Source organism: Candidatus Nitrotoga arctica, assembly GCF_918378365.1.
GTDB lineage: Bacteria > Pseudomonadota > Gammaproteobacteria > Burkholderiales > Gallionellaceae > Nitrotoga > Nitrotoga arctica.
In genome coordinates, this window is sequence record NZ_OU912926.1 from 2,828,948 (window position 1) to 2,851,965 (window position 23,018).

Genomic DNA, 23,018 nt, shown 5'->3' on the forward strand with positions numbered 1-23,018 from the left:
CTTAATTGTTATTTAACGCTAACCACATCATCTAAATCTGCGACAATCGGCCCCGACTCGCTGTCCGGCAGATATTCCCTACCAAGGAGCACTGAATGAAATTTGATTTTCCCATCATCATCATCGACGAGGATTTCCGCTCAGAAAATTCCAGTGGTCTGAGCGTGCGCGCTTTGGCCGGGGCCATCCAGAAAGAAGGCATGGAGGTGCTGGGTATAACCAGCTACGGGGATTTGACTTCATTCGCGCAGCAGCAAAGCCGAGCTTCGGCCTTTTTACTATCGATAGACGATGAGGAATTCGGCGGCGGCAGTAAAGAAGAGACAGCCATTGCACTGAAAAGCATCCGTGCTTTCGTGGAAGAGATCCGCTTTAAAAATGCCGATATCCCCATCTATCTATATGGCGAAACGCGTACTTCACGCCATATCCCGAATGACATCCTGCGCGAATTGCATGGATTCATTCATATGCATGAAGACACGCCGGAATTTGTGGCGCGGCATATCATCCGTGAAGCTCGATTATATTTAGACTCACTCGCCCCGCCGTTTTTCCGCGCTCTGGTTAATTACGCGCAAGATGGTTCCTATTCTTGGCATTGCCCTGGCCACTCGGGCGGGGTCGCTTTCCTGAAATCGCCGGTAGGTCGAATGTTTCACCAATTCTTTGGCGAGAATATGTTGCGTGCAGACGTGTGCAACTCAGTCGACGAGCTGGGTCAGCTGCTCGATCATACCGGACCGGTAGCGGCCAGCGAGCGAAATGCAGCGCGTATTTTCAGTTGCGATCACCTGTTCTTTGTGACTAACGGCACCTCTACATCAAATAAAATTGTATGGCATTCCACCGTCGCACCCGATGACATCGTAGTGGTGGATCGCAACTGTCATAAATCCATCCTGCATTCCATCATCATGACTGGTGCAATACCCGTATTCCTGATGCCGACACGTAATCATTTCGGCATCATCGGACCAATTTCACTGGACGAGTTTAAAATTGAGACTATCCAGCGCAAGATCGATGCAAACCCGTTCATCAAGAATAAAAAGCAAAAGCCGCGCATCCTGACTATCACTCAAAGTACTTATGACGGCGTGTTGTACAACGTGGAAACCCTCAAACAAATGCTCGATGGGCAAATTGACACCCTGCTTTTCGACGAGGCATGGTTACCGCATGCCGCCTTTCATGATTTCTACAAGGATATGCACGCCATCGGCCAAGGCCGTAAGCCGTGCAAGGAATCCATGGTGTTTTCCACACAATCGACCCATAAAATGTTGGCCGGATTGAGTCAAGCCTCACAGATTTTGGTGCAGGACAGCGAAATGCGCAAACTGGACCGCGACTGCTTCAACGAAGCCTATATGATGCATACCTCTACCAGCCCGCAGTACGCCATTATCGCGTCATGCGATGTGGCTGCCGCAATGATGGAGCCGCCCGGCGGCACCGCTCTGGTAGAAGAATCCATTGCTGAAGCGCTCGACTTTCGTCGTGCCATGCGCAAGGTGGATGAAGAATGGGGAGTGGATTGGTGGTTCAAAGTCTGGGGGCCGGACTTTCTCGCCGAAGAAGGCATGGCCTCGCGCGCGGACTGGATGCTGGGTGCAGATGATCGCTGGCATGGCTTCGGCAACTTGGCACCGGGCTTCAACATGCTCGACCCGATCAAGGCCACCATTATCACCCCGGGGCTGGATGTCGGGGGAGACTTCGCCGATTCCGGCATTCCGGCTGCCATTGTCACCAAGTACTTGGCGGAAAATGGTGTTGTGGTGGAAAAAACCGGCCTCTATTCTTTTTTTATCATGTTTACTATTGGCATTACCAAGGGACGCTGGAATACCATGGTAACCGAGTTGCAGCAATTCAAGGATGACTATGACAAAAATCAGCCACTATGGCGTGTGCTGCCCGAATTTGTCGCCAAATACGCACGCTACGAGAAGATCGGCCTCCGTGACCTTTGCGACAATATTCACGGCATTTACAAGATCAATGACGTAGCGCGGTTAACCACCGAGATGTACCTTTCCAACATGGAGCCCGCCATGAAGCCGTCCGACGCTTTCGCTAAAATGGCGCACGGTGAAATTGACCGCGTGTCGATTGACGAACTGGAAGGACGCATCACCAGCGTGCTGTTGACGCCTTATCCACCAGGCATTCCGCTACTCATCCCGGGCGAACGCTTCAACAAAACCATCGTGGACTACCTCAAGTTTGCGCGAGACTTTAATCAGAAATTTCCAGGATTTGAGAGTGACATTCATGGCTTGGTAGCAAATGAGGGTAGTGACGGACCACGCTACTATGTGGATTGCGTAAGACAAGAGTAAGTGCGATTAGAATTTGAATCTGGCCTGAATTAGGCCCGGCTAAAACTACAATTACGGCTTGGCAAATTCTATTTTATAACTAGCTGCTTTCAATACGAGGCCGAGCAGTAAAAAATATTCTCGAAGGCCATGCATGCCGGTCATAAGCTTGGTGCACTCAATATCAACCAGTCAAGGTAATTTTTTTTGACTTACCCATTGCGCACTGAGCATACGGTGGCTCCTATTTTCAGGCAAGTGCTGCATGAATGAACAATCCTGACGATGAATAGTCATCCCCCGGTCGCGCGTGACATATCCAACAATCAAATCCTGCGGCACGGGCTTGCAACATTTCGCTATTCGGGTCAGCAAATTACCCATGCCTTCAACCAGAATATCTGTGGGGGATGAACGTGCAGCAGTAGACCTGAAGACAATTGGTTTTATTATTTCTACTGTCCTCGCTGGCATCTCGTCCTGAATGGCGGTGACAAGATGTCGTTGCGTGACATCGCCCCGCCCGAGTGCGGCCAACAAGTTTTCCAACTTATTAAAATGCAACTTTTGCGCGATTTTTTCCTGATTTAAGGAGGTAACGCCCAGCCGGTGCAGTTCACGATCCAACTGCATCCTACCCTGAGAAATATGTTCATCAAAACTCTGATACTTGAACCAGTGCCGCACCTTGGCCCGGGCTCGCTGACTTTGCAAATAACCATGGGCAGGATTAAGCCAGTCACGGCTCGGTGAACCCTGTTTGGCAACCAGGATTTCTACCCGTTGCCCGTGTTGCAACTTGTAATTGAGCGGCACTATGCTGCCATCTACCTTGGCACCGCGCGTACGGTGTCCCAAATCAGTATGCACCGCATAGGAAAAATCCACCGGAGTCGCGCCTTGGGGCAAATTGATCACCTTCCCCTGAGGCGTAAGCACATAAACCTGATCATGGAATAATTCATTCCTGAATTGCGCCAGCATGTCACCACTATCAGTTACATCTTCTTTCCATTCTAAAATCTGGCGCAGCAATACAATCTGTTCATCGAACCTGACATCCGATTTTGCGCCTTCTTTATATCGCCAGTGGGCAGCGACACCCAATTCCGAATGCTGGTGCATCTCAAAAGTTCGTATCTGCACCTCAAGTGCCAAGTTGCGCGGACCGAACACAGCTGTATGCAATGAGCGGTAGTGATTGCTCTTGGGATGCGCAATGTAATCATCAAATTCGCTTGAAATAGGCTGCCACAAGTTATGTACCAGTCCAAGTGCCGCATAACAATCCTTGACATCATTCACCAGAATCCGCACTGCACGCACATCATAGAGCTCGCTGAAATCTATGCGCTTGCGCTTCATCTTGTTGATGATGCTGAAGATGTGCTTGGGCCGTCCTGTCACCTCCGCCTTGATGCCTGCCTGATTCAGTTCCAGCCTCAACTGAGTCAGCACATCCGCGATATATTGTTCACGATCTACCCGGCGCTCATCCAGCAGCGTAGCCACTTTCTTGTAAATATCCGGTTCCAGATAACGCAGAGAAAGATCTTCCAGTTCCCATTTTATTTGCCATACGCCGAGGCGATTTGCCAGTGGCGCAAAAATACCCTGCGTTTCAAGCGCAATCAGCTTTTGCTGATCTTCGCTGGCACCTGACAAGCAACGCATAGTCTGGGTTCGCTCAGCAAGCTTGATTAACACCACACGAATGTCTTCCACCATGGACAAAACCATTTTTCGCAAACTTTCTATCTGCTGGCCGCTATCACCTTTTTTCTTTTCTATTTTATGCAGGCCTTGCATCTCGCTGAATTCCCGGATTTGCTCAATACGCGAAATCCCTTCAACCAAATGGCTTATATTAGCGCTAAAACGTGTTTCCAAAACTTCAGCCCAGTTGCCCAGATACTCGGGCACCGCGTGCATTATGGCGGCGGCTATGGTTTCAAAATCCATATTCAAATCAATCAGGATAGATGCCGCACCAAGCGCGTGCTGAAACAAGGGTGCGCCCGTTATTTCAACTTGCCCGGCATAAAGTGGCTCAGCCAATTCGCAGGCGTGGCGGATCGCCCCGACTTCTGCAGAAACAAAAGTTTTTGATAAGGAATCAAGCCAGGAATCGATATCCACTCCGCCATTAGCAGACGAGGAAGAAAATTTTTGTTGAACGGACACCATGGAATATTATCGCATCAATGTAGTCATTCAGGATTTTTTAGGCATTGACGCTCGCATCAGCCTGCTAAAGTGCTTTCCCCTATCACTCCAAATTATCAGACAGCAATTCTAATCGAGCATCAACACACCCAACCGCTTATGGGCACCTCTAAAAAATAAATTACGACGAATTCCGCCAAGTTTAAATATTTCCTGGTTTTTAGGACGTCATCTGATTTCCGAGCTTATCAACGCCAGGATAGACCTTTTTCATTAAACTTCTTCTATCTTATGCTATAGCGAGCGCACTCTCATTAACGACCATCGCCGTCAACTTGGTCGACGTGTCTCAACATCAAAAAGACCGGGGCATGGGGGTATGGAACGATTTGAGTAGCAGAGATGTGGACATAGTATCCCAAGCTCTGACCGTAACTGGTGCCTCAGTGGCGATTGATGGTGAATTTTAGAGGTGCCTATAGAGAAGGCCTCACTACGGTACAGAAAAAGCAGAGCGAAAACGCTTCTTCATCACTTTATCGAAAAAAATTTGGGTACAATACCACGCTATATCCAATATGCAGTCTGTGTCATTACCTTTGCGCTCACTTGCATCGCCAACTTTATCGGCAGTGGCAATTCCGCACCACCCAGCTGCGCTGCAATATCCCCGTGCCGAGTTTCGTCTATGAGCATTTGCCGAACAACCGTACGACTTTTTATATCCTGTTCTGGCAATTTCTCCAAATGACTTTGTAAATGTGCACCTACCTGACGTTCGGTTTCCGCCATAAATCCCAGATTCCATTTATCACCTAGCAATCCGGCGAGCGCGCCAATGACCAACGAATTGCCATACCAAATTGGATTGAGCAAGCTCAGATGACCTCCTAACTCATGCACACGTCGCGACGTCCATGCCAGATGTTCGGTCTCCTCGTTCGCTGTCTGCTGCAATTCTTCCTGCACCACAGGATCGCGCGCCGTCAGTGCTTGTCCTTGATATAATGCTTGAGCGCAAATCTCACCGCTATGATTGACCCGCATTAACGCTGCTGAGAGCTTTTTCTCATTCTCGTCTAATGCGGCATCCGGCAAACCGGCATCAGGAAAAGGGCGAATACTATGCGCTTCGCTAAATAGAGTGCGCAAACTTTTGTCGAATTTTATAATCAAGCTGTCGAAACTCAACACAGAACTCTCCTTTGCATTTTTTTACCCATCTCGATAGTACGGACACCTTTAAAAATTAACACTCTATTCCACCTACACGATTTCGCAGCAAAAAATTTTGGTTACCTATTTTAGCGTATACGGTGAGGGGAAATTGTTGTTTTCTGCTTACCAAGCTTGCCCTTCAATTAAACTAGAGGGAGTTTTTGTTTATCCTATTTGATGTTGTAATAATACAACATGCAACTTGCTTATCTCTTAAGCTCTCTGTCAGAATACGGTCTGACTTCTCATAAGTGGTTTAAATTTGAGAGGTTTTCCCGGAAAACCAATTTAGTAAATCAAGGAGAACATTTTATGAACATGAATAAAAGTTTGATTGCTCTAGCCGTCGCAAGTGTATTTGCGAGCTCAGCAGCAATCGCCGACGTCAGTATTTACGGTCAAGCTAACGTATCCTATGACCTCATACAAAATGATGGAAACAGGGACAGCACCGGGGTAGGTAGCAATGCATCACGCATTGGCTTTAAGGGTTCGGAAGATTTGGGTGGCGGTTTGTCCGCAATCTGGCAAATTGAAAACCAAATTGCGATTGGCGCAGGTCAAGGCGGCACAGATAGCCCAGGTTCTGATACACGCCTTGCCTTCCGTGACACCTTCGCTGGCTTGAAATTCGACCAAGCAGGTACTGTAAGATTAGGTCGTTTCGATACCCCCTACAAGGTCTCTACTCGTGACATGGACATGTTCCAAAATACCATCGCTGATAACCGCAGTCTGATGGGTATCGGGCATGATGTTCGTACCAACAATACCGTTGGTTTCAACACCTTGAATTATAGCGGTTTCAGTCTGGCAGGTTCTTATTTTGGTGATCAAGGCGGTACAGCACCAGGGAAAAATCAAAACTTAGGTCCAAATAACAGCTTAAACCACACAAATGAAGGTGCATCGCTTGCTGCCATGTACGGCAATGATCAGACTCCGTTTTATGGTGCTTTGGCTTATCAAAGCGTAAGCAATGGTCCTGGTCAATTGGATTTGCCTAGTTTTGGTGCTGCTGGACTTAGCACCAGAGCATGGAAAGGGGCCGTTGGTTACGCTACAACTCTGTTTGCGTTAAACGGTGTGTATGAAAAAATCAACAATAAAATTGGCTCTGGCGATTCCAAAGCTTGGTATCTATCCGGCAAATACAACATGACTTCAGCTGACGCGCTTAAACTGGCGTATGCTAATGTCGATAACAATGCTGGAAATACTCCAAACTCTGGAGCCAAGCAGTATACATTTGGTTACGACCACAAAATGAGTGCACGCAGCACGTTGTATGCTTTGTACAGCAAGCTGAAAAATGATGGAAACGCAAACTACCAGCTTGGCTGGAACAGTGAAGGCACTTCCATTAGTAATACTGCTCGTGGTGGTGACGCGGATACCTTCTCAGTGGGTATGAAACATTCGTTCTAAATTATTGTCCTCGCAAGAGGATAACGACTTGAATGTTAAACGGGTACCTTCGGGTACCCGTTTTTTATATTGATATAATACGGGGGAGATTCTTCAATACCAGCGCCTGCAAATGATCCGTGGTAACCATTTTCCCAAGTTAAGATAACTTGTTTGTATATCTCTGTTGCTCTGTAATCTAGGAATAGTCCAAGCCACCACGAGCGCGCACATGCATCACAACCCAAACAGCCTTGCTAAGGCAACGCCTGGTTCGGGCGCACGCATAAATGCCTCGCCTACCAAAAAAACATTGACGTGATTATTGCGCATCAGTTGTACATCTTCTGCTTGGAGGATGCCACTTTCGGTTACCACAATACGTTCTTGTGGAATGTGCGGTAATAAATCCAACGTAGTTTGCAGTGTTACCTCAAAAGTACGCAAATTGCGGTTATTAATACCGATAAGCGGAGTGGTGAGTTGTAATGCCTCGTCCAATTCTGATTTATTATGCACTTCTATCAGCACGCTTAGTCCCAAGCTATGTGCCAAAACTTCGAATTCTTGCATCTGCGCCAAACTTAATGCTGCCGCGATCAGCAGGATGCAGTCCGCTCCTAACGCACGTGCCTGATAAATCTGGTAGATATCTACCATGAAATCCTTGCGCAGCACCGGAATTGAACAAGCGGCCCGCGCTTCTTGGAGATATTCGGCACTGCCCTGAAAGAATTGCGCATCGGTTAATACTGACAGGCAGGCCGCGCCATGATTTGCATAACTCGCAGCAATTTCCGCTGGGTGGAAATCCGCGCGCAACACACCTTTGCTCGGACTGGCTTTTTTAATTTCGGCTATCACAGCGGGCTGACCTGCTGTAATTTTTCTGCGAATTGCTCCGATAAAATCACGAGTAGGTAAGGCTTGCTCCGCCTTAGCGCGCATGGTTACCCATGAGCATTCGGCTTTTGCGGCAGCAATTTCTTGCGCCTTAACAGTAAGAATTTTTTGCAGAATGTCAGACATGGCAGACCCTAATATACTAAGGTGCGTATTTTAACTTAAGTGCAATGGTAAAATGCGCACTTATAGAGGGACAAAATGCAGCGATATCCGTCATCAATGAGATGAATGAGATGGCTGTGTTGACAATGATGGAGTCGCTGCGCTCTGCCCATCTACTGGCTCCACTTGAATTATGAGGTAGAAATGGATGACATAAAAACATATATGCAACAGGTCGGGCAGAAGGCCCGCGCCGCTTCGCGCATTATGGCGCAAGCTGGCACAGCGAAAAAAAATCTTGCCCTGGAAAATATTGCTGCTGCTGTTCTGAGCAGCACTGCACAACTCATTACGGCGAACGCCAAGGATACCGCTGCTGCCCGTGTTAACGGATTGGATGCTGCCTCCATCGACCGTCTCACCCTAACTGAAAAATCCGTGCGCAACATGGCAGAAGGGCTATTGCAGATAGCGGCCCTGCCGGATCTCATCGGTGAGATTAGCGACCTGAAATATCGTCCTTCCGGCATCCAGGTCGGTAAAATGCGTGTACCGCTTGGTGTTATCGGCATCATTTATGAATCCCGCCCAAATGTGACGGCTGATGCAGCAGGGCTTTGCCTGAAATCCGGCAATGCTGCCATTTTACGCGGTGGCTCCGAGGCGATTTATTCCAACCAGGCAATTGCGGCATGCGTCCACCAGGGACTGCGCGAAGCTGGCTTGCCGGAGACTGCGGTGCAGGTGATCAACACCACCGATCGTGCAGCAGTAGGCGAACTTATTACCATGCGGGAATATGTGGACGTGATCGTGCCGCGCGGCGGAAAAAGTCTAATCGCGCGCATCGCGGAAGAAGCCCGTGTGCCGGTTATTAAACATCTGGACGGTATTTGCCATGTATATATCGACGACGAGGCTGATTTAGAAAAAGCCATCCGCATCGCCGATAACTCCAAAACTCAGCGTTATGGTGTGTGTAATACCATGGAAACCTTGTTGGTGGCTGCCAGTATGGCGCCGCATGTGCTGCCTCAATTATGTAAAATATATCTGGATAAAGGCGTGGAGCTGCGTGGTGACGAAACCGCATGTAGATTCGTTACACAAATGACAATTGCTACAGAAGAAGATTGGCGCACCGAATATCTTGCGCCGATTTTGAGCGTGCGTGTGGTGGCGGGGCTGGATGATGCTATTGCGCATATCAACACCTATGGATCACAGCACACTGACAGCATCGTGACTGAGAATTACACCAAGGCGATGCGGTTTTTACGCGAAGTGGATTCCAGCTCGGTCATGGTGAATGCTTCAACACGCTTTGCCGATGGCTTTGAATACGGATTAGGCGCGGAAATCGGTATCTCCACGGACAAAATTCACGCGCGCGGCCCCGTGGGATTGGAAGGATTAACCTCGCAGAAATTTATTGTATTGGGTAGCGGGCATATAAGAAATTAGCAGGAGTATTTCTCACCAAGAGTTTATGTGTAAATGCACTTCTGAAATGATCACGAAAGAAAATTATGAAACAAACTATCGCAGTTAACGTGCCGGATATTGGTGACTTTAAGGATGTAACTACTATCGAGGTGTTAGTCCAAATAGGCGAGGCGGTGGTAGCAGAGCAATCACTGATCACATTGGAAACCGACAAAGCGACTGTGGACGTACCTTCCCCCGCTACGGGGGTGGTAACGGAATTAAAGATCAAAATTGGTGACAAGGTCAGCCAAGGCGACTTGATCCTAATGCTAGAAACAGAAACGACAGCGGAAGTACCAATCTCCTCGTCTGCTCAATCCACTCCTGTCACTTCCATCCCCTCTTTTTCAGAGGAAAAGCCAACCCCCTCACCTGATAAAGAAAAAACGGAAGAAAGCATAGAGACAGGAGAAAGTTTATCTACGCCACAAGTCACTTCCACCCCATCTTCGACGCCAGAATTTGCTATCCCAACCTCCCCCTCATTTGAAAAAGGTGACCTTCATGCCGAAATAGTCGTCCTGGGCGCTGGCCCCGGTGGCTATACCGCAGCTTTCCGTGCTGCTGATCTGGGCAAACAGGTAATATTAATTGAACGTCACTCTAAACTCGGTGGGGTGTGTCTTAATGTAGGCTGCATTCCATCGAAGGCGCTGTTACATCTCGCCAAGACTATCACCGAGGCAGATGAAATTTCGAATCATGGCGTCACATTTAGCAAACCGACGATCGACATTAATAAAATTCGCAGCTGGAAGGAAAGCATTATCGCCAAACTAACCGGCGGCTTAGTCGTATTATCCAAGCAGCGCAAAGTGAACGTAGTTTACGGTGTGGCGAAATTCAATTCCCCTAACAGCATCACGGTGAAAACCAGCGACGGTAGTAAAACTATCACGTTTGACAATGCCATTATTGCAGCAGGCTCCAGCGTGGCGCGTATTCCCGGTTTTCCGTACGATGATCCACGCTTGATTGATTCCACCGGTGCATTGCAGTTGCAGGATATCCCTGAGCGTATGTTGATTATTGGCGGAGGCATCATCGGCTTGGAAATGGGCATGGTATATGACGCGCTAGGCTCCAAAATTTCTGTAGTCGAATTGGCCGATGGCCTCATTCCCGGCGCTGATCGCGACCTTGTACGTCCGTTGCACAAGCGCATCGAAAAACGTTACGAAGCAATTTATTTGAAGACCAAAGTCACTAAAATTGAGGCACGGAAGGAAGGGTTGAATATAACCTTTGAAGGTGACAATGCACCACAGCCGCAACTATACGACCGTGTGCTGCTCGCCGTAGGACGCCGTCCAAACGGACACGAAATTAACGCAGCAGCGGCAGGTGTAGTGGTCAATGAAAGTGGTTTCATTCCAGTGGATAAACAACAGCGCAGCAACGTGCCGCACATCTATGCTATCGGCGACATTGTGGGCGACCCCATGCTGGCGCACAAAGCAACGCATGAAGGCAAAGTGGCGGCGGAAGTGATTGCCGGGCATAAAGCCAGCTTCGATGCGCTTGCTATCCCGTCTGTGGCTTATACCGATCCGGAAATTTCCTGGATGGGTCTGACCGAAACGCAAGCTAAAGCACAGGGCATACCCTATGAGAAGGCAGCTTTTCCATGGGCGGCGAGCGGCCGTGCATTGTCAATGGGGCGGGAAGAAGGGCTTACCAAGCTGCTATATGACCCGCAAACAAAACATATTCTGGGTGCAGGCATCGTGGGCAGCAATGCAGGTGAATTGATCGCCGAAACGGTGCTTGCACTGGAAATGGGTGCGAACATGGAGGACATCGCTCTGACTATCCACCCGCACCCCACATTGTCGGAAACTGTCGGCTTCGCTGCGGAAATTGCCGAAGGCAGTATTACGGACTTATACATGCCGCGCAAAAAATCAGGGCGTATCTAAAAATTTAAATACGCCCTTCAGAGTCATTATGACGCCTGCTTTACTTCGTCATAAAAATGATCCGAAACTACTTGACGATAGCACCTACCGTCTACCACCCAGGAGCGAACCCAGTACCCCACGAATAATTTGCCGCCCGACTGTTGAGCCAATGGCACGGGCAGCACTCTTGGCAAACGCTTCACCTACACCTTCACGACTTCTTGAGGTACTGCCACCAAATATACTTCCCAACATCCCGCCAAATCCACCGTCGCCACTCGTCTCCTCCTGAGTTGGGTCAGCAGCTTTTGCTGTTGTGCCTTCGGCAGATTTATTGCTGGCGCGTTTCTTGATAATTTCGTAAGCCGATTCGCGATCCACTGCCTTTTCATAGTGACCCACAAGCAGCGAATCTTGAATAATGGCTTTGCGTTCAGCGTCATTAATCGGACCTATTTGAGCCTGTGGCGGAACAATGAATGCACGTTCAACAATACCCGGACGGCCTTTTTCGTCCAGGCATGAAACAAGTGCTTCGCCTACGCCCAGCGTAGTAATAACGGCTTCTTCATCCAGATCGGGATTGTCATGCATGGTTTCAGCTGCTGCCTTCACAGCCTTCTGGTCGCGTGGGCTAAAGGCACGTAACGCGTGCTGAACACGGTTGCCGAGCTGACCCAGTACCTTATCCGGCACATCTGCTGGGTTTTGAGTGACGAAATATATCCCTACGCCTTTGGAACGAATCAGACGTACCACTTGTTCGATTTTATCGAGCAGTGCTTCAGGGGCATCATTGAACAGTAAATGTGCTTCGTCGAAGAAGAATACCAGCCGAGGCTTGGCGAGATCACCCGCTTCGGACAGATGCTCGAATAACTCGGAAAGCAACCACAGCAACATAGTGGAATACACTTTGGGCGAAGACATCAATTTATCGGCGGCCAGGATGTTAATCATGCCGTAGCCGTTAGCGTCGGTCTGCATCAGGTCGGTAATATTGAGCATCGGTTCACCAAAAAAACTTTCGCCGCCTTGCGTTTCAATTTGCAGCAAGCCACGCTGAATCGCACCGATGCTGGCGGTGGAGATGTTGCCGTATTCAGTAGTAAAATCTGCGGCATTGTCACCCACGTTCTGCAACATTGCGCGCAGATCCTTCAAATCGAGTAATAACAGTCCATTGTCATCGGCGACTTTGAACACTAGCGCCAGCACGCCCTGCTGTACTTCGTTCAAATTCAACATACGCCCGATGAGCATCGGTCCCATGTCAGAGATAGTGGCACGCAATGGATGACCCATGGTTCCGAATACATCCCAGAACGTTACTGGATAAGCGCGATGTACAAAATTTTCCAGATTGAGTTGCGCGACTCTTTCGGTGACTTTTTGGTTGTTGCCACCGTTCTTGCTCAAACCGGACAAATCTCCCTTGATATCAGAAAGGAATACTGGCACGCCAATACGGCTGAAGGATTCCGCCAATGTTTGCAGGGTGACAGTCTTACCCGTTCCTGTCGCACCGGTTATCAGCCCGTGGCGATTGGCCATTTGCGGCAGTAAAAAAAGTTCTTGCTTGTTATTTTTAGCGATCAGTAGCGGTTCGCTCATATTGGCTCCGAGTTGATTGGGTGGTTCTGCACAAAAATGTAGCAGGCTACGATAGTTGCATCAATACACTAATGCAGATTAATCAGGCAAAAAATGATAACGTAGATTCAGTTTCACAATGCAGGAAAATTATGCATCCTCACTAACACACTTTTTACCACATTGTAATAATATGCTCGATACTATATCTGCGTGCTTCCCAGAAACTTTACAATAGTTACATATAAACTTTTAAGCCCACTCTTACAGGAGAAACATCATCATGCCTCGACATATGATCCAAAGTATTCTATTTGCCTCTATTACACTTGCTGCTAGCCATGCTCACGCCATTGATTTTGGTGATTTAATCAACAAAGAACTTGGCAGTTTGGGGAAATCTACCCAAAAAAATTCAGAACCTGCAGCCTCTAGCAACACACCGGCAACAACGGGAACTCTAAAATCTGCGGCAAATTTGGCTAATTTTAGCAACAATGATCAGGTTAGCAGCTTGAAGCAAGCCCTCATTCAGGGTGCAGAAACTGCCGTTGCCAGTCTTGCCAAAGAGAACGGTTACCTCGGTAACGATAAGGTGCGCATTCCGCTGCCGGAAAGTCTGCAAAAAGCGGACGGCTTATTACGTAAATTTGGCATGGGAAAGTATGCCGACGACTTGACTACCTCTATAAATCGGGCCGCCGAAACAGCGGTTCCTGAAGCAAAAGATCTGCTAGTGGGTGCAGTCAATAAAATGACCGTGGACGATGCCAAAGGCATACTCACGGGCGGCAGTGATGCCGCCACGCAATATTTCCGCAAAAACACTGAAACTGCGCTGGCCGGAAAATTTAAACCTGTCGTGGCAACTTCAATACAGAAAGTGAAGCTCGCGGAGACCTATGATCAATTCGCTGAAAAGGGGGTGCAGTTTGGTTTGATAGACAAACGCGATACCAAGATGGATGACTACATTACCCGCAAAGCAATGGACGGCTTGTTTTTGATGATGGCCGAGCAGGAAAAAGCGATTCGCGCAAACCCGCTGGAAGCAACGGGTAATCTGGCGAAAAAGATTTTTTCGGCAATCAAATTTTAATCGGTCTGTCATTCACTTTTAGTGGGAAGGGTGGTTTTGGCAGAAACCACCCACTTTCTGGACATGACTGAGTCTACCAGTCTGTTATCGCTTTTCATTAGCAGCTTCCTTGCCGCCACCTTGCTTCCTGGTGGCTCTGAAATTGTACTAATCAGTGTGCTAAAGCTGTACCCGGAATTATTCTGGCCTGCGCTTTTGCTCAGCACTCTCGGCAATACGCTAGGCGGCATGGTGTCATTTGGTATGGGTCGATTGTTACCGCAAACCCATAAGCTCAAACATGTGGAGAAAATACAGCACTACGGCACACCTGCATTACTGCTTGCCTGGGTGCCATTACTGGGTGATGCGCTGTGTCTTGCTGCCGGATGGCTAAGACTCAATCCTTGGCACGCTGCGTTATTCATGGCGATAGGCAAATTCGCGCGGTACTGGATCATTGCGATCGCAACCCAAATTTGAATCAATGCAATCAGACGAAAAACTCACGATCCCATTACTTCGATACCGTTTCCTCATAAAAGAATAACGTATGGATAATCGTAGAAGATTATGACGCTAACAAATAGGTTGAATTTAAGGTTATCAGGCCTTTGATCGAACAAATTCCTCGAACTGATCGGCCGGCAGTGGCTTGCAATAATAGTAGCCCTGCATCTCATCGCAACCCTGTTCCCGCAGGAACGCCAGTTGCCCCGCCGTTTCCACTCCCTCAGCGATGGTTTGCAGACCAAGGCTCTTCGCCATGTTGATGACGGCACTAACGATAGCCCTGTCTTCCGGATCGGTGCTGATGTCGCGTACAAAGGACTGATCGATCTTGAGTTTGTACACCTTGAATTTTTTCAGATGACTCAGTGAAGAATAGCCGGTACCAAAATCATCGATCGACATACGCACGCCGCGCTCGTGCAGTTTGTTCATCACGGCAATAGCATTTTGTGGGTCATGCATCGCTACGCCCTCGGTCAGCTCCAGCTCCAGATATTCTGGCGGCAAGCCCTCTTCGTCGAGGATACGCGTGATCAAATTGGGCAAATCGGGATGGCGGAACTGAACTGCGGAAAGATTCACCGCCATGACCAGCGGAACCAGACCGTTCTGCATCCACGATTTTGCCTGTCGCGCCGCGTGCCTCAGCACCCACTCCCCAATCGGCATGATCAGCCCGCTTTCTTCTGCGGAGGGAATGAATTCCGATGGCGAAACTGAACCCAGCGCTGGATGTGTCCAGTGCAGCAGAGCTTCCGCCCCAATGATCCGTCCGTCCTGCATAGAAACCTGAGGCTGGTAGTGCACTTGTAGTTGATTGCGTTCCAACGCCTGGCGCAGCGCATTGACCAGTTTCAAGTGGCGCGCCGAACGAATCTGCATTTCAGCAGTAAAGAAACGGTAGCCATGACGACCTTCATGCTTGGCGCGATACATGGCAGAATCGGCGCTTTTAGAGAGGGTCTCCAGATCTGTGCCGTCGCCTGGATAAAGGGCAATGCCAATCGAGCCGGTTACATTCAGGTCATACTGTTCTATCTGGCAGGGTACAGCGATAACATCCAACAGCTTCTGCGCCACAAGAGGCGCTTCGTGTGCGTCGACACCGTACAATAAGAAGATGAATTCATCCCCCCCAAGGCGCGACACCATGTCTTCCTCGCGTAGCACCAAGCGCAGCCGTTTGGCCAGTTCCACCAGCAAAGCATCACCAACACTGTGGCCGAGCGTATCGTTAATATCCTTGAAGTGATCGAGATCGAGGAACATCAACGTCACTGGCACTTGACTCCGCTGCGCCAAGCTGATGACATATTTAGCGTGGTTGTTCAACTGAACGCGATTCGGTAATCCGGTGAGCGAGTCGAAATGCGCCAGGTATTGAATACGCTTTTCGGCTTCCTTGCGCGCAGTGATATCTCTGGTAATACCAAGCAACATCGTAATTGTGCCGTCCGCATTACTTAAGGGCGCGGCATGAGTTTCCAGCCAGCGCTGAGCTCCTTTGATGCCTTTTATTTCGAACTCAAAAAAACAACTTTCGCCACTCATCACGCGTTTATGCATGGCGAGAAAGGAATCGTGATACGCGGAAAGAATAAAATCTACGAGTTTACGCTGTTGCACCTCCTCTATGGAGTCTGCTTCAAGCATGGCGAGTCCCATAGCATTCATTTCCAGGATTCGACCGCCGCTGTCTAAGACCTTTATGCATTCCGGCTCTGTCTCGATGATGGTGCGCAAGCGCTGTTCGCTCTCCCGCAACGCCTCTTCTGCTCGCTTACGTTGCGCTTCGTGCCCAAAACTTTTCAGCGCATAGTCTATGTCCATCGCCATTCCCACCAGCAAATTACGCACATTTTCGTCGAAGGCGTTGTCCACATCGGTATAGAGGGTTAAAACCCCGATGACTTCACCATTACAATGCAGTGGCAACGCGGCAGATGACGCCCACCCAAACCGTGCACCGTGCTTATGCCATAGCGTAGTGATAGGGTCATGCTGAAAATTTTGACACCAAAATGGCAAGTTTTCGCGGAACGCAGAGCTGGTCGGTCCACGTCCGTATGGTTCATCGACTGCCACTGGAATCTGCAGCCCTTTCAGATATTCCACACCACTGCCAAAGGATGCGACCGGCTTTATATAGTCACTCTGTTCTTCAAGTACACCTACCCATGCCATATCAATGCCACCAAAATTCACTACAACGCGGCAGACTTGCGTGAATAACTCCGTCTCGCTGGTGCAGCGCACGATGGCCTGGTTACACTTGCTCAAAGCGGCATAAAGCTTAGTCAGGCGTTGATTTTTTGCTTCGGCTTCCTTACGCTGAGCGTCAATCCTGGCCAGACTGATCTGTGTTTCCGATAACCAGTCCAGCACGCTGTTTTCCATGCCTTTAGCGACCGTAATGACGGATGAAAAATTTCCACTGCCAAGATGGGCGATGCGCGTATGCAGTTCGTTCACTGAGCCACCCAGAGTCGCATGCAAGTTCCGTTGCAGTTTCCAGAGTAGGACTGCCAGCAGCATGCCCAGCAGGATGAAGATCGAACGCATCAAGGTGGCGTAGGTTTCGGCGGTATGCACGGCCTCCAAGGTACGTTTATCGGCCATTCTTTGAAACTGGCTGATCGGCCGCATGACGCTAGCCTTGGCTTGGTGGTAAGCCTCGTCATGCAACATAGCAATTGCCCCGGCGCGGTTCACCTCAGTCAACGGGCTGGTTGATTCGATCAATTTCATTGCAGCAAATTCAGTGCGTGTGAGCGTATCCGAGTTGGCTTTTGCCTCCGCCAGTTTGGCGAATTCTTCTGCAGTAAAACCAGCCCCTCGCATCAACTCCAGCAAGGGAACCGCCAGTCCCGGCGGCCGCGGACGCTGGTCATCACGCAGCACGATATCCCAGTAGATGTTGCGGTAGTCGATTGGGCGAGGCTTTCTGCCATCCTGGATGTCGAGGATTTCCTGATAGTGTTGCTTATAGATTGGATCTCCGATCACCACATAGGTGCGAACCATACGTGTAAGGTCATCAGACGACTGGCGCAATTCATCCGCCAGCAAAAAAGACCGCTGCCGCGACTCATTAGCGCGGCCGATCTCCCTTTCTGCGCAAGCATAAACGGCAAAGGTTGCGGCGAAAACAACGAGCATACCCAGTGTCACCCAGAGGTGGTTCGAAAATCGGGGCAAGTTGTTCTTGAAAATTGTCATTGTGTTTATTCCTTCTGAGCGCGTCGCACATCGTGAAAAAGAGTTAACCGGCGCGTAGATTCTGACGCGGATTCAATTTCAGGACGCAACAAAAGCATTCGGCATTTATGCCCGATTCTGCGCTAAGGTAACGCTGATTTAATAAACGCAATGCTGTTATGAAATATTTAAACATAATAGATGACAAACACAGTGGGCCGCAATGAAACTGCAAATCTTGGATGAGAAGCTATACCTAACCAAGGAGTACATGCGCGTATCGAATGCCATTATAATGATCAAAAGGTAAGCAACTTTGGTTTGGTGGACGCTAGGCAGTAGGGGCGGGCTTTTCATACACGGTGCGAAGTATTAATTTTTTCTGGGGAAATTCAATGAAAAAATGGGTTTTTTATTTAACTGTAATATTGGCAATGAGCAGTGGCCTAGCCAAAGCACATCCTGATGAGGGCAAGGCAGAAGGCAAATATGTGCACGTTAAAGAAGCATTACGCTTGGCTGCCGAACAAGGTGATGCAACTGCGCAAAACGACCTTGGTGAACTGTTTCTCTATGGGGACGGCGTTACACAAGACAGTCAGGAAGCGGTAAAGTGGTTTCGCCTGGCTGCCCAACAAGGACATGCCAATGCACAATTTAACCTGGGATTAAGTTACGGCAACGGCCAAGGGGTTACTCAAGATTATCAGGAAGCGGTTAAGTGGTTTCGCTCGGCGGCCGAACAGAAACATGCAAAAGCACAGTTTAATCTTGGCCTAAGTTATGCCAATGGGCAAGGCGTAATACAGAATTTTGAGGAAGCTATAAAGTGGTTTCGTTTGGCTGCCGAGCAGGGTGATACAGTCGCACAATACATCCTTGGCGGAATCTATCTTGATGGGAAAGTTGTAGCGCAAAATTACCAGGAAGCGGTGAAATGGCTTCACTTGGCTGCCCAGCAAGGGCATGCAAAAGCACAATTTAATCTTGGAGTAAGCTATGGCAACGGCCAGGGCGTTACCCAAGACACTCAGGAAGCGGTAAAGTGGTTTCGCTTGGCGGCCGAACAAGGACATGCAAAGGCACAATATTATCTTGGCTTAAGTTATGCCAACAGGCAGGGCATTAACCAGGACTATCAGGAAGCAGTAAAGTGGTTTCGCTTGGCGGCCAAGCAAGGAAATGCAAGCGCACAAAATAGTCTTGGCTCAAGTTATGACCTCGGTCAAGGCGTTACACAAGATTATGTTCGCGCACATATCTGGTTTAATCTCGCAACAGTCAATGGTCACAGTGCCGCGCAGGAAAATCTTAATAAAGCGGCTCAACACATGACACCGGCCCAAATCGCTGAAGCGCAAAAATTGGCACGCGATTGCAAGAAGAGCAATTACACAAACTGCGATTAGAACAACCTATTTGTTGTTCTGAAGAAGACAAATAAATTTCCTGCCTAATTTATCTTCGATTCCATGAGACGTTGAATAGGGGTAGGAAATCCGGCCATTGTTTGTAATCGCCTCGTATCGTACTTGACCACGGCTATCAAAGCCGTCGTTTGACGAGTTGGTCTGTATTATGTCGCCATGCACAATCAAAATCCGAAATCCTTCATCTGGACGACCAAGGCAAATGACATTCTTTAATTAAGTCATCCTCGCCAACTACCACTTAAATTCCATTAAAAACACCCGCCTCTCTGTGTGAGAGGCGCACAGACAGCGGTCGGCTACAGTATTTAACGTTCGTCCATATCTTACTGGAGCTGGGCGAACGGTTGCCACCCGTCTCTCAGGTTGCTCAGCTGGGCTAAGCTACCTTGCATCGTCTTTTTCCATATTTTTTCAACCCGAATATTAACCGGAGGTTAAATCCATTTGCGGGCTGAGCCTATCGTTAAATTACTGGCATGGCTTCTCGGCGACTACGAGTGCAAAATCGTCACAGAGATGCTGATTCACCACTAGCGCAATCAGCAAGGGTCAAGCTCTATAGATTCGACAATTGAATTTCAACTACCGCGCGCACTGCGAGCCTGATTCGGCCAGCGCGCCTCGACGCCGACGCCGACGCAACAGTCGAGCCAGTGGCCTCAACCAGGCTGAGCGCCAGGACAGTGTGAAGGCGAGCGCCATCGCCGCCGTCGGCAGCATCACCAACGCCAGCACCATGCCAAAGCTCGGCCCCTGTCCAAACAGCACCAACGCGATGGACAACGCTTGCAGAGCAGCGCCGCCGATGCTCAGGCTAGCGGAGTCGATACGCGCAGTCGATGTGCTGCCAGAAACGGCGTACCAGTGCCGTTCCTGCGCCAGCGCTAGCAGCGCAAACCCGCAATAACTACCTAACGCGGCGAGGCACAGTAGAGCGACTTCAATCACTGGACTGCTCCTTTTGCAAGGCAGGGATACCGACGCCGACCAGTCGTGCCGTGCATCCCAAGCGGCGCACGGCCTGGCAAGCGACAACGGCGGCAACAAGCAGCAAAAGATCGAACCCGGCCACTGGCCAGTAGCCACGTACCAAGGTGTGGAACAAATGATCGCCGGTGCTCCAGCCATTGAGCAGCACGGCCGACAAAGCCAACAGGGCGATGGCGATGCATTGCTCGCGCCAAGCGCGCCGGGCTGGTGCGGTTACCGGATCGGCCCGGCGCCAGGCGGCATGCGCGAAGGTAGCCAGCCAAACCAGGTAGAATACCCAGTACTCGAGCGCCGCTCGGTCCTGCCCACCGAAGCTCGCGCCCAGCGGCAACAGCCGGTTCGCAACAAACAAGCTTAGCGTAGCGTAGCGATCATAATGCCGCTCACGCTGCCAACCGTCAGCGCCTCGACCACCCGCACTCCGGCTAGCCCCTTTTTGGCATGCCGCACGCGGCGCGACTCAAGCCAGAAAAACAGGCCAGTGGCGATCATCACGCAGCCGGACAAACCGGCGAAGAAGTACAAGCAACGTATGCCCCAGTGGTCGAACTGGATGAAATGCATGCCGCTGATGAAACGCTGCGCCTTCATCACTGGTGCGCCCACGAAACGTTGCAGTAGAGCGCCACTCTGGCCGTCAAAAGTCAGACGATCCAGGTGCATAGTGACGTCGTTCGCGTAACTGCGAGTCACTTCAACATAGGCATTGGTGTCGCCGGGATGCCAAACCCGCAGGGATGATGCCTGGCCGCCTGGCCACTGCCGTTCGGCCTCTGCCAGCATGGCATCGAGCGAGGCCAGATGGTTCATGCGGCCAGCGCGGGGCCGCTTGTAGTTGCCAAACGCTTCGCGGGTATACTGCTGCTTGGCCTGCTCCCCCATACCATAGGCTCCGACTTGTGCCTGCGGAAAATAGATTCCCATAAAAATAATCAGGCCTGACAGCGTTATCACGAAATGAAACGGCAGTGCCAGCACACCGGTCAGGTTGTGCAGATCAAGGCTGGCGCGCGGCAATTGTTTGCGGGGCCGGAACAGAAAAAATTCGATGAAGATTTTTTTGTGAATGATTATCCCGGATACCAGCAGCACCAGCATCGCCATACCGGCCACGCCGACAATCCAATAGCCAAGGTCGCGCCACTGAATATGTAGCGAAAAATGAAAGGGGAAGAAAAAGCCGGTACCGGCCCTGCTCCCCTGGTCAGGAATCAGCATACCGCTACGCGAATCGATTGCGCGAGTAATAGTCTGGCCGCCGCCGTCGCGATAAAAAAAGCGCAGCTGGGGCGCGCGCTCGGTGGGCAGATTTACGCCCCATTGGCTGCTGCCGGCAGCGAGTACTTGCGCGATCGGAACCACGCTGTGGTCAAGCGCGAGCGGCGTGGTCGGTGCGACTAAACGAGTGCCCGGCTGCATCCAGCGGTCGATCTCGCGATCAAATACAGTGAGTGAGCCCATCCAAAAAATGACGAACAGCACACTGCCTAGGAGCAGCCCAGCCCAGGTGTGAAGCCATGTTAACGAAAGACGCAAACTTGAATGCATAATTTCAGACGCCGATGGGCATCTGCCACAGCATGGCGAAGGCGACTGCCAAACCACCGCCGACCACGCCATACAATCGTCCCATACTACACACGCTGAAGGCCCATAGCAGCAGCACAAGGTAGAACACGGGGCCCAGCATTGACGCCAGGGCGACCGCGTCTGAACGCGTCAGCCCTAGGGCCGGCAGCACCCCGCCGAGCACGGCCACCATGGCGGCACTGAGCACATAGCCGCCCACTATGGCGACTAACAAACGCAGGCCAAGCGTGCGCCGCGCTTGAGCCGGGATCGACACCATCCGTTACGCCATCCTAATTCAACTTATTGGGCGTGGCGGCGGGTGCCGCTGGCAGCGATGGCAAGCCTTCTGTGCTCTCAAGAGTGAGCGAGGTCACATAGCTGGCGCGGTCGTATATTTCAGCGCCAGCAGCGCTGGTGCGCTCACCTGGTGTCGAATCAACGTGTGCCAGTTCGAGCACATAGGTGCCGCGCCACGGCAGCTTTACGCTGAACTTGCCTTCATCATCGGTACGGTGCTCTTTGATCCAGCCCAGCGGGGTGATCACCACCACCTTGACCTTGGGCAGTGCATAACCCTTGAAGACGGCCTGCACCTGCACCTCATCCGCACTGTGCACGCCGGTCGGTACTAGATCCAACGTCAAACGCGGCGGCTGCCGGGCGTGACCTGCCGCCAGTCGCGCCGCCGGCAGGTACAGACTGCGCACGGTCTTGTCGCCCTCCTTACGCTCCGAGATGGGATAGTTGCGTTCTTCGGCAATCAACGATTCCCCCGCGTCAGCCCGGGCCGACAGCGCAAAACCGGCGCCGGTCTTGCGTATTTCCAGCGTTTGCAACGCTTGGCCACCAATCTTGTGGGCTGCCGGCTTAACGAACTTGTCGAGCAACCCGGGCGAAACCTCGCGCAGGTTATGGCCGTACTCACCGAAATACAGCGTGGCTCCCTGCGCGCTCTGTTCGATCCAGACTTGATGGGCATGAGCCGGCGCCAGTGCCAGCCAGGCCACGACCAGTGCCACACCGTACCGCGCCGCGGTTAAATAGGGTGTCATAGTGTACTTTTTCAATAAAGTGATGAGGGATGTCATGGTGTTCCTTTCAATAAAATGATGATGAAGAGTACGCT

17 protein-coding genes are annotated in these 23,018 nt (G+C 50.3%); 7 read left to right on the forward strand and 10 right to left on the reverse strand.

The features are described 5' to 3' along the window. Window positions 1–95 precede the first annotated feature (95 nt). Complete coding sequence (locus tag MKZ32_RS12910; RefSeq protein WP_239797643.1) at window positions 96–2,348, forward strand: arginine/lysine/ornithine decarboxylase; 2,253 nt, start codon at window positions 96–98, stop codon at window positions 2,346–2,348. Between the two features lie 171 nt (window positions 2,349–2,519). Here the strand turns inward: MKZ32_RS12910 and MKZ32_RS12915 are convergent, their stop codons facing one another. Both MKZ32_RS12915 and coq7 read right to left on the reverse strand, forming a co-directional pair. Continuing rightward, entirely contained in the window at window positions 2,520–4,514 is a 1,995-nt protein-coding gene (locus MKZ32_RS12915; RefSeq protein ID WP_239797644.1) for a RelA/SpoT family protein, read from the reverse strand. Window positions 4,515–5,060: 546 nt separating this feature from the next. After that, window positions 5,061–5,687, reverse strand: a complete 627-nt coding sequence (gene coq7, locus MKZ32_RS12920; protein WP_239797645.1) for a 2-polyprenyl-3-methyl-6-methoxy-1,4-benzoquinone monooxygenase — start codon at window positions 5,685–5,687, stop codon at window positions 5,061–5,063. 336 nt (window positions 5,688–6,023) lie between these two features. Here coq7 and MKZ32_RS12925 point away from each other — a divergent pair, with 336 nt between their 5' ends. Beyond that, window positions 6,024–7,139, forward strand: a complete 1,116-nt coding sequence (locus tag MKZ32_RS12925; protein ID WP_239797646.1) for a porin — start codon at window positions 6,024–6,026, stop codon at window positions 7,137–7,139. 216 nt (window positions 7,140–7,355) lie between these two features. Here the strand turns inward: MKZ32_RS12925 and trpC are convergent, their stop codons facing one another. Next, entirely contained in the window at window positions 7,356–8,147 is a 792-nt protein-coding gene (gene trpC / locus MKZ32_RS12930; RefSeq protein ID WP_239797647.1) for an indole-3-glycerol phosphate synthase TrpC, read from the reverse strand. A gap of 183 nt (window positions 8,148–8,330) precedes the next feature. Between trpC and MKZ32_RS12935 the strand changes: the two genes are divergently transcribed. After that, window positions 8,331–9,590 carry a glutamate-5-semialdehyde dehydrogenase gene (locus tag MKZ32_RS12935; protein ID WP_239797648.1) on the forward strand — a complete coding sequence of 420 codons (1,260 nt, stop codon included), beginning with the start codon at window positions 8,331–8,333 and terminating at the stop codon, window positions 9,588–9,590. Between the two features lie 65 nt (window positions 9,591–9,655). Then, window positions 9,656–11,533 carry a dihydrolipoyl dehydrogenase gene (gene lpdA, locus MKZ32_RS12940; RefSeq protein WP_239797649.1) on the forward strand — a complete coding sequence of 626 codons (1,878 nt, stop codon included), beginning with the start codon at window positions 9,656–9,658 and terminating at the stop codon, window positions 11,531–11,533. 84 nt (window positions 11,534–11,617) lie between these two features. Here the strand turns inward: lpdA and MKZ32_RS12945 are convergent, their stop codons facing one another. Continuing rightward, window positions 11,618–13,129 (reverse strand): helicase HerA-like domain-containing protein, encoded by a 1,512-nt coding sequence (locus MKZ32_RS12945; RefSeq protein WP_239797650.1) that lies wholly within the window; start codon window positions 13,127–13,129, stop codon window positions 11,618–11,620. A 262-nt stretch (window positions 13,130–13,391) separates the two neighbouring features. On the opposite strand from MKZ32_RS12945, the gene MKZ32_RS12950 reads away from it, so the two are divergent. Together MKZ32_RS12950 and MKZ32_RS12955 are read left to right on the forward strand one after the other, a co-directional pair. Continuing rightward, window positions 13,392–14,207: a DUF4197 domain-containing protein gene (locus MKZ32_RS12950; protein ID WP_320412269.1), complete on the forward strand. Its 816-nt coding sequence runs from the start codon at window positions 13,392–13,394 to the stop codon at window positions 14,205–14,207. 63 nt (window positions 14,208–14,270) lie between these two features. Beyond that, window positions 14,271–14,669: a YqaA family protein gene (locus tag MKZ32_RS12955; RefSeq protein ID WP_239798159.1), complete on the forward strand. Its 399-nt coding sequence runs from the start codon at window positions 14,271–14,273 to the stop codon at window positions 14,667–14,669. 123 nt (window positions 14,670–14,792) lie between these two features. Here MKZ32_RS12955 and MKZ32_RS12960 read toward each other — a convergent pair whose 3' ends face one another. Next, complete coding sequence (locus tag MKZ32_RS12960; protein WP_239797651.1) at window positions 14,793–17,918, reverse strand: EAL domain-containing protein; 3,126 nt, start codon at window positions 17,916–17,918, stop codon at window positions 14,793–14,795. A 374-nt stretch (window positions 17,919–18,292) separates the two neighbouring features. On the opposite strand from MKZ32_RS12960, the gene MKZ32_RS12965 reads away from it, so the two are divergent. After that, window positions 18,293–19,306, forward strand: a complete 1,014-nt coding sequence (locus MKZ32_RS12965; RefSeq protein ID WP_239797652.1) for a tetratricopeptide repeat protein — start codon at window positions 18,293–18,295, stop codon at window positions 19,304–19,306. Window positions 19,307–19,912: 606 nt separating this feature from the next. On the opposite strand, the gene MKZ32_RS12970 is transcribed toward MKZ32_RS12965, so the two are convergent. From MKZ32_RS12970 to MKZ32_RS12990, 5 genes are read right to left on the reverse strand one after another with little or no spacing between them, the layout of a single operon-like run. Then, window positions 19,913–20,278, reverse strand: a complete 366-nt coding sequence (locus tag MKZ32_RS12970; protein ID WP_239797653.1) for a DUF3325 domain-containing protein — start codon at window positions 20,276–20,278, stop codon at window positions 19,913–19,915. Continuing rightward, window positions 20,271–20,672, reverse strand: a complete 402-nt coding sequence (locus tag MKZ32_RS12975; protein WP_239797654.1) for a hypothetical protein — start codon at window positions 20,670–20,672, stop codon at window positions 20,271–20,273. Before MKZ32_RS12975 ends, MKZ32_RS12970 begins: the two co-directional genes overlap by 8 nt. 2 nt (window positions 20,673–20,674) lie before the next feature. Next, window positions 20,675–21,940: a PepSY-associated TM helix domain-containing protein gene (locus MKZ32_RS12980; protein ID WP_239797655.1), complete on the reverse strand. Its 1,266-nt coding sequence runs from the start codon at window positions 21,938–21,940 to the stop codon at window positions 20,675–20,677. Then, entirely contained in the window at window positions 21,873–22,169 is a 297-nt protein-coding gene (locus MKZ32_RS12985; protein WP_239797656.1) for a hypothetical protein, read from the reverse strand. Before MKZ32_RS12985 ends, MKZ32_RS12980 begins: the two co-directional genes overlap by 68 nt. Window positions 22,170–22,182: 13 nt before the next feature. After that, entirely contained in the window at window positions 22,183–22,980 is a 798-nt protein-coding gene (locus tag MKZ32_RS12990; protein WP_239797657.1) for a DUF4198 domain-containing protein, read from the reverse strand. Between the last annotated feature and the right edge of the window lie 38 nt (window positions 22,981–23,018).

Coding starts and splice junctions, on each gene's coding strand:
- MKZ32_RS12910 (WP_239797643.1), top strand. CDS start 96: ATGAAATTTGATTTTCCCATCATCATCATCGACGAGGATTTCCGCTCA.
- MKZ32_RS12915 (WP_239797644.1), bottom strand. CDS start 4,514: ATGGTGTCCGTTCAACAAAAATTTTCTTCCTCGTCTGCTAATGGCGGA.
- MKZ32_RS12925 (WP_239797646.1), top strand. CDS start 6,024: ATGAACATGAATAAAAGTTTGATTGCTCTAGCCGTCGCAAGTGTATTT.
- trpC (WP_239797647.1), bottom strand. CDS start 8,147: ATGTCTGACATTCTGCAAAAAATTCTTACTGTTAAGGCGCAAGAAATT.
- MKZ32_RS12935 (WP_239797648.1), top strand. CDS start 8,331: ATGGATGACATAAAAACATATATGCAACAGGTCGGGCAGAAGGCCCGC.
- lpdA (WP_239797649.1), top strand. CDS start 9,656: ATGAAACAAACTATCGCAGTTAACGTGCCGGATATTGGTGACTTTAAG.
- MKZ32_RS12945 (WP_239797650.1), bottom strand. CDS start 13,129: ATGAGCGAACCGCTACTGATCGCTAAAAATAACAAGCAAGAACTTTTT.
- MKZ32_RS12950 (WP_320412269.1), top strand. CDS start 13,392: ATGCCTCGACATATGATCCAAAGTATTCTATTTGCCTCTATTACACTT.
- MKZ32_RS12955 (WP_239798159.1), top strand. CDS start 14,271: ATGACTGAGTCTACCAGTCTGTTATCGCTTTTCATTAGCAGCTTCCTT.
- MKZ32_RS12960 (WP_239797651.1), bottom strand. CDS start 17,918: ATGACAATTTTCAAGAACAACTTGCCCCGATTTTCGAACCACCTCTGG.
- MKZ32_RS12965 (WP_239797652.1), top strand. CDS start 18,293: ATGAAAAAATGGGTTTTTTATTTAACTGTAATATTGGCAATGAGCAGT.
- MKZ32_RS12980 (WP_239797655.1), bottom strand. CDS start 21,940: ATGGCGTGGTCGGCGGTGGTTTGGCAGTCGCCTTCGCCATGCTGTGGC.
- MKZ32_RS12985 (WP_239797656.1), bottom strand. CDS start 22,169: ATGGTGTCGATCCCGGCTCAAGCGCGGCGCACGCTTGGCCTGCGTTTG.
- MKZ32_RS12990 (WP_239797657.1), bottom strand. CDS start 22,980: ATGACATCCCTCATCACTTTATTGAAAAAGTACACTATGACACCCTAT.